Here is a 13,136-nt window from a genome sequence, read left to right on the forward strand (position 1 = left end):
CAACCACCGACAAATAAATGTCCGAATGTTTGCTTAATACCAAAGGAATGACCACGACGAGGTGATCAATAAATTGGCACTGGCATATCTAGCACCCTGTTGAGTTCTCAAAGAACAAGCACACACCGAAACCAACCGCTCACACGGCCGAATTTGCGGGGCAACTCGTCAAAGCTTACCCGACCGGCTACGCGGCCCCCCAACCGGGGTCCGCACCACTCGGGGCGGCCAAGCGATCCGGCCTCCGCCCGAGCTAACCGCTCCGGCGTTTCTGTCCGTTCCTCGCTGGCAGAGAGAACATTACGCGGCCCCGCGGGCGGCATGCAAATCGGGGTGGGTTGTCGCCGGTCACATCATCCATCCGCGTCCAAGTCACGAGTAATCGTCGCGTCCGCGATGCCATTTCAGGCGGCGGAATCGCCCGCGACCAGGGCGATGGTGAATCCGTCCGCCACGGCGCAGGGACACGTACGCACAGAGCTGGTGCGCCAACCACAGGCCCAACCCGCCCGGCCCGGCACCGGGCAGCAGACCCGCTGCCGGGGTTGGCCGGGCCCGGACCCCCGTGGGAGACCGTGACGACGATCTGGCCAAGAACTGCCCACGCCCGCAGCACCACCGGCACGCGGCCGTACAGCAGGGCGTTGGTGACGGCCTCGCTGGTGCTCACCAGGAGCCCGTTCAGGTCATCGGCACTCCGACACCGGGGTGCGGCACGTCCGCGATGCGGATCTGCGCCGCACCCTCGGCTACGTAGTCGGCCAGCATCTGCCGGTGCCGCCGGACCGCGACGGCCGGGCGCAGGTAGTGCGGACCGCCCTCGATGAAGACGACGCCGCTGCTCGTTCCCAGCGCCTCCCGCACCAGGTTCTGGTTGCGCCCGCCGAACAGGGAGACGGTCGGCTCACCAGCCGCCACCCCACCGCGCAGGAACGGCAGCACGACCGCGAGGAACTGCTCGTCGGTGTCGTAGAACGCCGCTTCGTGGAGGATGCCGTCGTGCCCGGCGGTCGGTCCGGATCTCACGACACCACCACCTGCAGGTCCGGCAGACGTAGCAGGTCCGCCAGCACCTGCGCCGGGCCGCGACCGACGGTGTGCAGCACCGCGGTGGCGCCTTGACCGCGAGCGTGGTCGACGAGGTGGAAGAGTCCCCGGTGGTCGATGAAGGACAGGTCGCGCGCGTCGATGGCCACCGTGCCGTCGACCGCTGCGACGCCCGCGCGGTCCAGCGCGGTCTGCAGCAGCGCGTGCCCGGCGATGTCGATCTCGCCGGCCAGTGCCGCACCGGTGTCCGGCCGATCGGAGGCGAACAGCCGCAGCGGGGCGGTGGCGGTCCTTGCCAGCGGGTGCATGCAGGCGACCTCGGCGATGGCGGTCGAGCTGAGCTCGCTGCGGTTGTAGCCGCACATGGCGGAGAAGGGGTGTCGAAGGCCGAGCACACGTGCGCGTGGCCGCCGAGGCCGTCGATCGCGTCGACGAACCCGGTCCGGCGCATTGATCGGACACAGCACGGTGGGCTGTGACAGCCCACCGGTGGCGATGAAGGTGCAGGTCGCAGCGGACAGGACGAGCGCGGTGCCTGATCATGTGGGCGAGGTCGGGTCGGGCCGGTCAGACCAGGACGAAGCGCGCCGCGTCGGCGACGACGTAGCCGTCGGTGGCCTCGGTCCGGATCAGCACGCTCGCCCCGGTCGCCGACGACCCGGCGGGCAGCGCGAACGTGCCCAGTGAAACCCACTGCCCGCCCGCGCTGCGCTGGTCGACCGTCCTGGTGGTTACCGTGCCGCCCGCGCACACGTCCACCGGCACGTTGCCGGCCCGGTTGGCGTGCGCGGTCCACCGCAGGAACACCTGGTAGTTGCCCGCCGCCGGAATCGTCGGCGTGAACCGCAACCGGCAGACGCCCTTGTTGGCGTTGTCGTCGTGCTCGTAGTCCGGTCCCCAGTAACCGCTGATCGAGGTCGAGCTCAGCCATACGCCCGCCCGGGTCACCCCGGCCGAGGTCGAGCTGTCCACGATGATCTCGCCAGGCGTGGTCAACGGCCAGGTCAGCAGTTGGCCGTCGGCGCGCAGCCGGGCCTGCAGGGTCGCGATCGGCACCTGCTGCACCGCCGACCCGGCCGTGAGCGCCAGGTGCGCGGCGGTCGCCGCGGACTGGGCCAGGATCATGAACACCGGCTCCATCCGGATCGAGCCGTACGCGATGTGGCTGGCCGACAGGCACACCGGCACCAGCAGGTTCGCGCACTGCGACTCGTACGGCGTGATCGCCCGATAGCTGATCGGGTACGGCTGTGGCACGCCGATCTGCACGTCGCCCTCGTTCTTCAGCGCCCCCGACACGACCACGCGCTGACAGTTGTGCGAGTCCATGGTGTAGCTGGCCAGCCCGACCGAGTCGGCGGGCACCCGGCTGCCGCGGCAGTCCGCCTCCGTCATCACATACGCCGACAGCATCCGCCGCGCCTCGCGGAGGTAGAGCTGGGTGGGCCAGCCGCCGTTGCCGGTGAACTCGTCGGGGGCCAGGCCCCATGAGGCGGTCGCGGTGCGGATCGACGCGGGCAGTCGTGGATCGTTGGCCAGGAACCACATCAGGCCCTGCTGGTAGACGCGGTGCTCCTCGACCATGGCGGCGCGCGCGGCGTAGGACGCGGTGGGGTAGCCGTAGTTCGCGCCGATGAAGTCGGTGGAGAACGCGCCGTCGTTGTTGGAGTCGGTCTTACCGCCGCCGACCGTGTGCGTGGTGAAGAACGGGCCGGTGTAGCCCGCCTGCACGTAGCGCGCCAGCGGCTCGTACCGGATCGGGTCGTAGCCGCTCGGCTTGGCGAACGGGATCCGATTCGCGGCCTGGGTCAGGCACATCCGGAAGTTGTACGCCTGGATCCGGGCGTCTCCGCTGCCCGCGGGCGCGACCGGGGCGGCCGAGATGCCCGGCAGCAGCCCGCTGGCCGGACTGCCCGGCGTGACGTACGGGTCGACGACCCGGTTGAACTGGTGCCCGCTGCGCAGCTGTACCCCGTTGATGGTCTCCCCGTAGACGCTGTTGGCCTCGCGGCCCGAGGTCCAGCCGACGCCCGCCGCCGCCATCAGATCACCCTCGTAGGAGGCGTCGACGTACATCGGGGCCCGGAACGCCTGGCCGCTGTCGCAGGCCAGCTCGGTGATCCGGTTACCGGCCCTGGTCACGCTGGTCAGCCGGGTGTTCAGGTAGATCGGCACACCCGCCTCGGTCAGCAGGTCGTCGAAGACCGCCGCCGCGACGTGCGGCTCGAAGGTGAACCGGCCGGGTGAGGTCGGCGTGACCGGGGTGCCGTTGTACTTGCCGTACACCCGCCGGTAGAACTCCCCGGCCAGGCCGCCGATCGCGGGCTTGACCCCGCTGTCGGTCATGCCCAACCCGCCGGTGGACAGGCCGCCCACGTGGGTGCCCGGCTCGACGATCAGCGCGGTGCGCCCCAGCCGCCGGGCGGTCACCGCGGCGGCGATCCCGGCCGAGGTGGCGCCGTAGATCACAAGGTCGGCGGTGACGACGGCGGCGGCCAGCGCGGGCAGTGGCAGCGCGGGGACCGCGGCGACCACCAGGGTCGCGGTGCCCAGGCGAAGGACATGGCGGCGGGTGTACGGCATGACGGGCTCCAACTCGACAGTCGACCTGTGCAGGAGCGCGCCGCCACACCCGAACCTAAAGGGTCATGCTCATCGAGGTCGATGTCAACCGCGCCGGACGGTCCCCGCGCGAGCCGGACTCGTCCCGGCCGATCGATCCAGCAGCACCAGCAGACCGGTGGCCGCGACCCAGCCCACCGGCGGCACCAGCGCCACCCGCTCGAGCACGCTGGTGAACAGCCCTCGGCCGAGCGCCAGCAACCCGAACACCAGCGCCGCCATCAAGGGCAGGGACACGGCGAAGAACACTCGCGCGGTACGGCGCAGCGCCGGCTGCAGCGAGATCGCCGCCACCCCGCCCATCGCCACCATCGCCAGCCCCACGGCGACCATGCTCGCCCCGGCGTGGACCAGGTCGGTCGGCGTGGACCTCTCGTAGGGCGGCAGCGGGCACCCGGGCGTGCAGGACACCGCCGCCGACACCGCGCCGAACCCGCCCGCGGTGACCAGGACCGCGCACACGTACGGCACCAGCCGCCGCAACGCCGCCCCGAGCAGCACCAGAGAGGCGGCCACGAGCACGATGCCGGTCCGGTAGACCCAGTGCCGGGGGCTGGACGCCACGCCGCCCTCGCTGATGTAGCCCCGTAGCCACGGCTCGGGCAGCACACCGAGCCCGTACATCACCGCGGCGGTGCCGACGACGCAGGCAGCGACGGCGCCGCCCGCTGCCCGGCGCAGCCTGATCAAGCCCGCACCGGGTTCAGCAGTCACAGCCGCAGCAGTCACAGTCGCAGTGGCAGGGCTTCGCGCAGTCGCAGCAGTCGCAGCAGCGACTGCAGTCGGGGTTGCCGCAGTCACAGGCGGCGCACCACCCCTCGCGGGGCAGGCCACTCCACGGGCCCGGATACGGATCCCGGCAGCAGACCTGGCAGGTGCAGCACATCCAGGTGGCGACCGCGCATCCGAACAACGGCCCACGCACCCGCGGCGGCATCTCCACCTGCGGCCACCAGCACGAACCACCGCCCGGCGCCTTCGGCGCCTTGGGCTTGCGCCCCGGTTGCACGACCGGCGGATAGTAGTCGGGGTCGGCCTGGGCGAAGGTGCGCTCGATGGCGTGCTCCACCTCGTGCACCAGCAGGCGGTGCACGAGCTTGGCATCGGTGAACTCGACCTCGCGCAACGCCATCCGGATACCCGCGGCGGCGTCCCTGGCCAGCACCCCGGCCTGGGCGTACGACGCGCCCGTGGCGGCCAGCGGGTTCCACGCCCCGGCGGCCAGGTCGGCGGCCAGGTCCTCGACCGCGTCGAGCAGGTGCGCGATACGGCCGAAGAAGCGACCCGCTTCGGCCAGGGGCTCGGCGTTGCCCGGTCGCCCCGCCAGCACCGCCGTGTGCGCGAACGCGGCGGCGGTGGCGATCTCGGTCGGCTCGGTGACGGTCAGCAGGGACGCGCCGCCGGTGACCGCCAGCTCGACCTCCCGCTGCCCGGCCACGGCCGCCAGCAGCACCGCGGTGTCCAGGCCCAGATCCAGTCCGGCCCGGTGGGCGCGGGCGGCCCACCGCCGGGCGACCACCCGCGCGCCCGCCGCGACGGGACGCCGGGCGTAGATGCCGTCGCGGTCGGCGGCGTGGTCGGACAGCTTGGCCGAGGCCAGCACCAGTGAGACCGTCGCGGCCAGCCGCGCGCCCACGCCGTCGGCCACGGTCGCCGTGCGCATACCGCGCAGTGGGCACGGCCCGGCGGTACGCCGCCGTGCCGTGCCCAGTTGAGCCTGGGTCAGCACCGAGATGATCAGGCCGTCGTAGTTGGTGACGATCCGGGCCGACTGCCCGTGCTCGTCCCGCAACGCCAGGCACAGTCCACACAGGTGGCCCAGCCATTCAGCGTGCAGCCGCTCGGAAAGACTGTGCGCACAGGGTCGGATGATGCCGAACACCGCGGCAGCCTAGAACATTCGTCCGCGAGCCGCGCGCCCGTGCCGCCACGGCGTCACATGGTGGCGAACGTGGCCGTCATCCAGCAGGACACCGAACCGGTGTTGCGGAAGTCCGCGCTGACCGCACCCAGCTCGAAGAACTCCATCGGCTCTGGCGAGAACTCGCACGGTCCGTCCGGGTCGGTCTGCGGCACGGCACCGACCACCACGATCCTCGTGCCGTCGGGACCGATCGTCCCCTGAACGCCGACGTAGCCGCCCGGCGGGGCGCCGCCGACGTAATGGCTCTCGGTGACCGGGACGGACACGTGCAGCAGCTTGGCCGAGCAGGCGACACTGCCGACGTTGACGGCCTCGTAGTCGAACTCGTTCTCCCCGTCGGGGTTGGTGCGGTACCGCGTGGTCACCTCGACGGCGCAGGCACCCGCCGCGGTCTGCTCGCCCAGCACACCGACGAGGTAGATGACCTGGTCGGTGTGGGCGTTGTTCCAGTGGCTGCGCCAGGACTGGCCGGGTGCCAGCACGCCGATCGAGCTCTCGCGGTACTTGGTGAAGCCCGCGAGGTACACCCGCACCTGGCACCGATCCTGGGTGTCGCCCTGGACCGTGAGGTAGAACTCCTTCTCCCCGGAGGGCTGGCGCACGTACCAGGTCCGCAGCAGGGTCACCCAGCAGTGCGCGTCCGGGTCGTCCACCACCACCGCTTCCAGGGTCGGCGCGTACGCGTCAGAGTTGGCGTTGTTCCAGTGGGTGGTCTTCAGCTGGCGCGGCTCGAAGACGCCCATGCTGAAGGAGTACGGGCCGGCCGCGGCCGCCACCTCGGGGGCAACTGTGACGGCGGTCAGTGTGGTCAGTGCCATGACGAGCGCGAGCACGCCGGCACGCCACCGGGTCGGTGCTGTCGGTCTGTTCATCGGCGCAGGATGGCACGCACGATGCCGCGGCAAGCGCCGGATTGGACAGCGTTGGACGGCCCTCAGAAGCTGCTGAGCAGCTTCACGAAAGCCTCGTCGATGAGGCGCGGATCCTGGGCGTCGAAGGTCTTGCCCGTCGTGGCCTTGGCGATGGCGTCCAGGGTCGCCAGGTCCGAGCCCTTGTCGAAAGCGATGCAGAAGATCTTCACCGGGCGGTCGGGGTCGAGCGCCACGTCCTTGAGCAGTCGGGCCAGGTTGTCATCCTTGGCGTACTCGTTCTCGCCGTCGGTCAGCACCACCACCGCGTTGATGCGGTTGCGGTCGTAGTGGTCCAGCATGTAGCGATGCGCGGCCCGGATCGTCGTGTACAGCGCGGTCGCCCCACCGGCCTGCAGCCCACCGAGCCGGGCGGCGAACCCGCGCGCGTCCAACCGGGACAGCGCGACCTGCTCCCGGTAGGGCAGCTCACGGGAACCCTGCTTCTCCGAGGAGAACGACCACAGCCCGACCTGGTCCTCGGAGTTCAGCAGCTGCAAGCCCTTCGCCGCGGCGTCGGTCGCCACGTCGAGCCGGGTGCGCGAGCCCACCTTGTTCGACACCATCGACCCGGACACGTCGACAGCCATCAGAATGTTGGCCTTCTTGCGCAGCGTCGCCCAGCTGTCCAGGATGTCCTGCACCACGTCCGGCGAGGGCGGCAGGAAGTAGTCCTTCTTGGCGGCCTCGTGCCCGCCCACCACCGCGGTAAGTTCGGGCGCGGCCACCCGCTCGTGGTCGCGGAAACCGAGTTCGGCGAAGGCCCGCTGCTGCGAGTCCTCCTGCAGGAACGCCAGGAAGTCCGCGGCCGCCGCCCGCTGCGCCTCGCTCGCCCCCGGCAGCACCACGTACGGGTGGTCGAGGTTGAACGTGCCCTCGTTCGGATACAGCGCCACCAGCGGCTCGTGCGGCTTGTCCCCCACGTGCGGGCTCAGCCGCCCCTCGTTGTAGAGGTAGACCAGCTCCTCCTGGGTCACGATGGCGCTCAGGTCGGAGCCGGCCGAGTCGACCTGGGACAGATCGGCGGCGGCCAACGACTTGAGCAGGTCGACCACGTCGTCGCTGTAGTGCGACACGTTCGCCTCGATCCGGCGCACGAACTGGGTCACGTCCGGGCGCCGTACGTCGGCCTTGGTCAGGTCGCTGGAGGTGCCGGTGGCCGCGTAGTACGTCGCGATGGTCGCGGCCAGGCCGGAGGTGGACAGGCGCGGGTTGTCCTTGCCGAAGGTGAACCGCTTCCACTCCGGCTTGCCGAAGGTGCCCCAGCCCCGGTCGCCGGACATGCCGAGAATGTCGCCCCAGCCCAGGCCGCCCTGCTGCTGCAGGATCCGGGCCTTGGTCGCGGGCATCGCGATGACCAGTGGGCTGTTGGCGATCGACGGGAAGGGCCCCGGCGTCTGCTCCGGCCGCCTGGCCGCCTGGTCGCGCAGCTGCAGCTGCCCGGTCCACAGGCTCGACGTGGGCAGCCACACCTGCGGCTTGGGAATCGCGCCGCCCGCCACCGACGCCCAGTCACCGTCCAGCGCCTCCATCGCCTTACCCGAGGTCAGCCCGGCGACGGTGACGTCGGCGCACTTGCCGCCGAAGCGCCGCCCGCTGTGGTCGTACCGGTCGGCCAGCTCTGCCACCAGCACGTTCTTCTCGGTGGAGGAGACCACATCCAGCGCCACGCAGTCGGAGCGGTCGTCGTCGAGCCGTACGTAGAGGTAGGCGCCCGCGATCACGGCGAGCCCGACCACGACGGCGATGGCGACGGGAAGCCACCTGCGAGCGGTCGACGGACCCGATGCCATGTGTTCCTCCTGTGCTGCGGGGTGAGCGGGTCAGCGCCCGGACGGGTCCTGCTCGGTGCCACGGTCCAGCGCGGCGGCGAGGACCAGCCGGACGGCGTATACGGCGCCGAACGCGGCCGCGCCGATCGTCGCGGCCGTGCCGGTGTCCGTGGAGGCGACATAGCCCGCCGCGAAGCCGCCCGCGCCGAGGACGATCGCGGCCGAGATCCCGATCGGGTCGCCCGCCTGGCGGCCCAGCCGCCGCGCCCAGCCGACCGGGGCCGGGGCAACCCGGGTCGGTGCGGGCACCGGCACCGCGACGGTGGCCTGCTCGGACGCGGTCGACGGCAGGGCGGGCGCGGTTGCCGGCAGGGCGGGCGCGGTCACCGTCGCGGTGCCGGACCCGGGCCCGACCGGGGCGGGCAGCACCGTGGTCGCCGCGTCGCTGCCCTCCCGCAGGGCGGTGCCCAGCGAGATCTCCGGCGCGGACCGGGTGGCGTGACCCAGCAGGCGCAGCAGGAGCTGCTCGGCGGTCGGGCGGGCGTGCTGGTCCTTGGCCAGGCTCTCCTGCACGATCTCGAGCAGCGGGCCGGACAGGTTCGCCAGGTCCGGCGGCTCGTGCAGCACCCGGGCCATCACGGTGGCCAGCGAGTCGTGGCCGAACGGGCCCCGCCCCGAGGCGGCGAACGCGATCGTCGCCGCCCAACCGAACACGTCGCAGCTGGGGCCGACGTCGGTGTTCTGGAAACGCTCCGGCGCCATGTACGGCACCGTGCCCATCACGTTGCCGGTCAGCGTGTGCGTGCCCAGTGCCCGCGCGATGCCGAAGTCGATGACGCGTGGGCCGTCCAGTCCGAGGATCACGTTGTCGGGCTTCATGTCGCAGTGCACGATCCCGGCCTGGTGGATCGCGGCGAGCGCGGTCGCGGTGCCGACCGCGAGCCGGTAGAGCGCGTTGCCGGCGATCGGGCCGCGGTCGCGGACCTGCCGGTGCAGGGTCGGACCTTCGATGAACTCGCTGGCCACGTACGGCTGCTCGGCGTCCAGATCGGCGTGCAGGACCTGGGCGGTGCAGAACGCCGCGACCCGGCGGGCGGCCGCGATCTCCTTGCCGAACCGGGCCTTGGCCTTGGGGTCGTGCTCCAGGTCGATGCTGAGCATCTTGACCGCCACCTGCCGGTCGCCGCCGTCCACGCCCAGGTACACGACGCCCTGCCCGCCCTGCCCCAGCCGACCGAGCAGCCGGTATGGCCCGGCCGAGCGCGGGTCGCGAGTGGACAGCGGCGTCAGGTCGGGCCGTGGGGCATCGGTCGCCAACGCCATCAGCCTCCCTGGATCTCGATGATCAGCCACGCGCCGCAAGGATAGCGTCGGCTGTCCATCACGCCGCCGCACGGTTCGACTTGTCCATCCGCTGCGCGACTCGCCGGGCCGCGCCGCGGGGCCGCCACCGCCACACCGGGCCCCTGACGACGATCGATCGGCTGGTCGCAGGGTCGAGGCCGGTCGCGGGGGCGCCCCCGGCCGAGGCCGGTTGCCGCCATAATGGCCGCCATGATCGAACGGGAGGCCGTCATCGTGGGCGGCGGAATCGGCGGGCTCGCCGCCGCCGTCGCGCTGCGTCGCGCGGGCTGGGAGGTGCGCGTGTTCGAGCGGGCACCCGAGTTCGGCGAGATCGGCGCGGGCCTGTCGCTGTGGCCGAACGCGCTGCGCGCGCTGGCCCGGCTCGGCCTGCACGAGCAGGTCCTCGCCCTCGGCACCGTCGAGGCGCACGGTGGCGTACGCGACCGGCGCGGCCGGTGGCTGTCGCGGACGTCGGCGGGTGAGGTCGAGCGGCGGTTCGGCCACCCGCTGGTCATCGTGCGCCGGGCCGACCTGCTGCGCGTCCTGCGCGAGGCGCTGCCCGACGACGCGCTGTGCGCGGGCACCGAGATCACGCGGGTGCCGGACGCGCCACTGGTCGTCGCGGCCGACGGCGCCGCCAGCACCCTGCGCGAGCGGCTCTATCCCGGCCACCGGCCGCGCTACGCCGGTTACACCGCCTGGCGCATGCTCACCCCGTTCCCCGCGCTCACCGAAGGCGCCGTCACCTGGGGCCACGGCGAACGCTTCGGGTTCACCCCGATGACCGACGGCCTGGTCTACTGCTTCGCCACCGCCTCGGTGCCCCCGGGTTCCTTCGCCGACGACGAGTACGCCGAACTCCTGCGCCGCTTCGCCGGCTGGCCGCAGCCGATCCCGGCGCTGCTGGCCGCCACCGCGCCGCAGGCGGTGCTGCGCCACGACATCACCGACCTGCCACCGCTGCCGAGCTTCGTCCACGGCCGGGTCGCGTTCCTCGGCGACGCCGCGCACGCGATGACCCCCAACCTCGGCCAGGGCGCGTGCCAGGCCCTGGAGGACGCGGTGACGCTGGCCGCGTGCGTGTCCGAGCAGGGCATCCCCGCCGGTCTCGCCCGCTACGACCGGCTGCGCCGCCGACACACCCAGGCCGTCGTACGCCGGTCCCGGCGCCTGGGCCGCATCGGCCAGCTCTCCTGGCCACCGGCGGTGTACGCCCGGGACACCATGGCCCGCCTCGTCCCGGCGGAAATGACCCTCCGGGCGATGACCCCGATCCTGAACTGGGGAATGTGATGCCCGACTGGACCTATCACCCGCTGCGCCCGATCACCACCGCACTGTTGGGCGCACGCCGCTCGCAGCGGCTGGCCCTACGCGCACTCGGCACGCTCGCCGCGCGGCCCGCCGGTGCCCGCGCCATCGCCTGGGTGTTCGACCATCCACGGGTGCCCGAGGAGCTCGTGGGCCGCTTCGGCGCCTCGGTCCCGGCCGAGGTCGCCCGGGACGCGCGCCGGGCGCTCACGGTGCAGGGCGCGGGCGTCATCGAGGTACGCGAACCCGGCATCGACCCGGACGACGACGCGATCCGGCTCACCGGCCCGTCCGTGGCCGACGCCGTCCGGGCCCTCGACGATCCGGCGGCGACCGTGCTGGCCATGCCGTCGGTCCTGCTCGCCGCCGGGCCGGGCTGGTTCCAGCGGGTCATCGAGGCACGCACGCCCACCTCGCCCGCCCCGACCTGGCGCGACGTCCCCGCCAACCCGCTGCGCTGGCCCGGCTGGCTCTGGGGTGTGCTCGTCGGGATCGGGATGATCCTCGCCGGACTCGTCGCGGCCGGGATCACCCTGGGACCGGTCCTGCTCTGGTACGACCGGACCTTCCTGGGCGCGGGCCGCACCGACCTGCACGCGGTCAACGACCACCTGGTGCACTTTCTGCAGCACGACCGCATCACCATGGCCGGGACGCTCGTGGCGACGGGCATCCTCTACGTCGGACTGGCCGGGGGCGGCATCCGCCGGGGCTGGCCGTGGGCGCGTCGGGCCTACCTGGCCTCGGGCTTGGTGGGGTTCCCGACGCTGTTCTACTTCCTCGCCACCGGGTTCGTCGAGCCGCTGCACACGTTCGCCGCGATCGTGCTGTTCCCGATGTTCCTGGCCGCCGTGTGGCGGCGCCCCGCCCGGCCGCACTGGACGATCCGGCCGGAGGGCCCGATGGGGCAGCGTCGTCGGGGCCACGTGGGCCAGCTCCTGATGATCGCGACCGGGGTCGGGCTGTTCATCGGCGGCGCGGTCGTGTCGACTGTCGGGCTGACGGACGTATTCGTGCTGACGGACCTGGAGTTCCTGCGTACCGACGCCGGCCTGCTCGACGCCGCCAACGCGCACCTCGTGCCGTTCATCGCCCACGACCGGGCGGGCTTCGGCGGCGCGCTGATGGCCGCCGCGACGGCCATCACCCTGCTCAGCCTGTGGGGCTGGCGCCGCGGCGAGGCGTGGGTGTGGTGGACCCTGGCGACCGCCGCCACGGTCGGCTTCGCCCCCGCCGTCGTCGTCCACGCCGTCATCGGCTACACGAGCCTGCCCCACCTGGCACCGGTGCTCGTGGGCATCGTCCTCACCGCCACGGCGCTGGTGCTGGCCCGCCCGTTCTTGCACGCCACCGACCAGGCGACGGGCCGCTCCCGGTGGCGATTGCCGGTCGACCAGGGCATTGAAGAAATTGACCAGCCGCAAAACAATTCAGGTAAGACACCTTCATAGATAGATCTGCATACTATAAATTCATGCCGTCAAGGTCCCTCGCCCCCGAGAGGTGCACGATGATCGGCAACCCCGGCGCGCGCCGCCGAACGCTGCTGGCCGCGGCGGTCGGCCTGGCCGCGGCCCCCTTCGCGGCCAGCCCCGCCTTCGCCGCCGTACCCAAGGTCTACCTCGACCCCGGACACGGCGGCACCGACGCCGGTGCGGTCGCCAACGGCCTGCAGGAGAAGACCCTCACTCTCAACATCGCCCTGCAGACCCGCGACATCCTCAAGGCGAGCTGGAACGTCGACGTGCGCATGTCACGCACCACCGACATCACGCGCAGCCTGGCCTACCGCACCGACGACGCCAACGCCTGGGGCGCGACGATCTTCGTCAGCATCCACATCAACGCCGGTGGCGGTACGGGCTTCGAGAGCTACCGCTATCCGGGCGTCGGCGCCACCACCCAGCGCCTGCAGAGCACGGTGCACTCCAACGTGCTCGCCCAGATGCGGACGATCTCCGCCATCACCGACCGCGGCCTGAAGTCTGCCGACCTGCACGTGCTGCGCGAGAGCGCGATGCCCGCCGTGCTGACCGAGAACCTGTTCATCGACACGGTGGCCAACGCCAACCTGCTCAAGCGCGCCGACTTCATCACCGCGACCGCCCGCGGCCACGCCCAGGGCATCGCCGCGTTCCTGGGCCTCTGAGCCCATCGGCGGTGATCGCCGTCCGCGGTCACGGCCTCGACCACAACACGAGGTCATGA

The 13,136-nt window shown here is 71.9% G+C and carries 11 protein-coding genes; 3 read left to right on the forward strand and 8 right to left on the reverse strand.

The annotated features are described in order from the left end of the window. Positions 1 to 681: 681 nt before the first annotated feature. From KUA19_RS43090 to KUA19_RS25500, 8 genes are all read right to left on the reverse strand, one after another. Positions 682 to 1,026, reverse strand: a complete 345-nt coding sequence (locus KUA19_RS43090) for an MEDS domain-containing protein (protein WP_254550121.1) — start codon at positions 1,024 to 1,026, stop codon at positions 682 to 684. Further along, positions 1,023 to 1,412 carry an STAS domain-containing protein gene (locus KUA19_RS25470; RefSeq protein ID WP_217399761.1) on the reverse strand — a complete coding sequence of 130 codons (390 nt, stop codon included), beginning with the start codon at positions 1,410 to 1,412 and terminating at the stop codon, positions 1,023 to 1,025. The genes KUA19_RS43090 and KUA19_RS25470 overlap by 4 nt, the downstream gene beginning before the upstream one ends. A gap of 202 nt (positions 1,413 to 1,614) precedes the next feature. Then, on the reverse strand, positions 1,615 to 3,630 hold the full coding sequence (locus tag KUA19_RS25475; protein WP_217399763.1) for an FAD-dependent oxidoreductase: 2,016 nt from the start codon (positions 3,628 to 3,630) through the stop codon (positions 1,615 to 1,617). Positions 3,631 to 3,714: 84 nt separating this feature from the next. After that, positions 3,715 to 4,359, reverse strand: a complete 645-nt coding sequence (locus KUA19_RS25480; protein ID WP_217399765.1) for a DUF998 domain-containing protein — start codon at positions 4,357 to 4,359, stop codon at positions 3,715 to 3,717. A gap of 13 nt (positions 4,360 to 4,372) precedes the next feature. Next, the gene (locus KUA19_RS25485) at positions 4,373 to 5,551 is read right to left on the reverse strand and encodes a DUF5685 family protein (RefSeq protein ID WP_217399767.1); all 1,179 of its coding nucleotides are present in this window, start codon (positions 5,549 to 5,551) and stop codon (positions 4,373 to 4,375) included. Between the two features lie 53 nt (positions 5,552 to 5,604). After that, positions 5,605 to 6,465 (reverse strand): hypothetical protein, encoded by an 861-nt coding sequence (locus tag KUA19_RS25490; protein WP_217399769.1) that lies wholly within the window; start codon positions 6,463 to 6,465, stop codon positions 5,605 to 5,607. Between the two features lie 62 nt (positions 6,466 to 6,527). Then, the gene (locus KUA19_RS25495; RefSeq protein WP_217399771.1) at positions 6,528 to 8,294 is read right to left on the reverse strand and encodes a vWA domain-containing protein; all 1,767 of its coding nucleotides are present in this window, start codon (positions 8,292 to 8,294) and stop codon (positions 6,528 to 6,530) included. 30 nt (positions 8,295 to 8,324) lie between these two features. Further along, complete coding sequence (locus KUA19_RS25500; protein WP_217399773.1) at positions 8,325 to 9,596, reverse strand: serine/threonine-protein kinase; 1,272 nt, start codon at positions 9,594 to 9,596, stop codon at positions 8,325 to 8,327. A 231-nt stretch (positions 9,597 to 9,827) separates the two neighbouring features. On the opposite strand from KUA19_RS25500, the gene KUA19_RS25505 reads away from it, so the two are divergent. Genes KUA19_RS25505 through KUA19_RS25515 form a run of 3 tightly spaced genes read left to right on the forward strand, consistent with a single transcriptional unit; the run spans position 9,828 to position 13,077 of the window. Beyond that, positions 9,828 to 10,910 (forward strand): FAD-dependent monooxygenase, encoded by a 1,083-nt coding sequence (locus KUA19_RS25505; protein WP_217399775.1) that lies wholly within the window; start codon positions 9,828 to 9,830, stop codon positions 10,908 to 10,910. Further along, on the forward strand, positions 10,910 to 12,379 hold the full coding sequence (locus KUA19_RS25510; protein ID WP_217399776.1) for a hypothetical protein: 1,470 nt from the start codon (positions 10,910 to 10,912) through the stop codon (positions 12,377 to 12,379). Before KUA19_RS25505 ends, KUA19_RS25510 begins: the two co-directional genes overlap by 1 nt. 23 nt (positions 12,380 to 12,402) lie before the next feature. Beyond that, positions 12,403 to 13,077, forward strand: a complete 675-nt coding sequence (locus tag KUA19_RS25515; protein WP_254550122.1) for an N-acetylmuramoyl-L-alanine amidase — start codon at positions 12,403 to 12,405, stop codon at positions 13,075 to 13,077. The last annotated feature ends 59 nt before the right edge of the window (positions 13,078 to 13,136 follow it).

This window comes from Catellatospora tritici, assembly GCF_019083965.1.
GTDB classification, from domain to species: domain Bacteria; phylum Actinomycetota; class Actinomycetes; order Mycobacteriales; family Micromonosporaceae; genus Catellatospora; species Catellatospora tritici.

Coding starts and splice junctions, on each gene's coding strand:
- KUA19_RS25515 (WP_254550122.1), top strand. CDS start 12,403: ATGCCGTCAAGGTCCCTCGCCCCCGAGAGGTGCACGATGATCGGCAAC.
- KUA19_RS25475 (WP_217399763.1), bottom strand. CDS start 3,630: ATGCCGTACACCCGCCGCCATGTCCTTCGCCTGGGCACCGCGACCCTG.
- KUA19_RS25500 (WP_217399773.1), bottom strand. CDS start 9,596: ATGGCGTTGGCGACCGATGCCCCACGGCCCGACCTGACGCCGCTGTCC.
- KUA19_RS25510 (WP_217399776.1), top strand. CDS start 10,910: ATGCCCGACTGGACCTATCACCCGCTGCGCCCGATCACCACCGCACTG.
- KUA19_RS25490 (WP_217399769.1), bottom strand. CDS start 6,465: ATGAACAGACCGACAGCACCGACCCGGTGGCGTGCCGGCGTGCTCGCG.
- KUA19_RS25495 (WP_217399771.1), bottom strand. CDS start 8,294: ATGGCATCGGGTCCGTCGACCGCTCGCAGGTGGCTTCCCGTCGCCATC.
- KUA19_RS25505 (WP_217399775.1), top strand. CDS start 9,828: ATGATCGAACGGGAGGCCGTCATCGTGGGCGGCGGAATCGGCGGGCTC.
- KUA19_RS25470 (WP_217399761.1), bottom strand. CDS start 1,412: ATGTGCGGCTACAACCGCAGCGAGCTCAGCTCGACCGCCATCGCCGAG.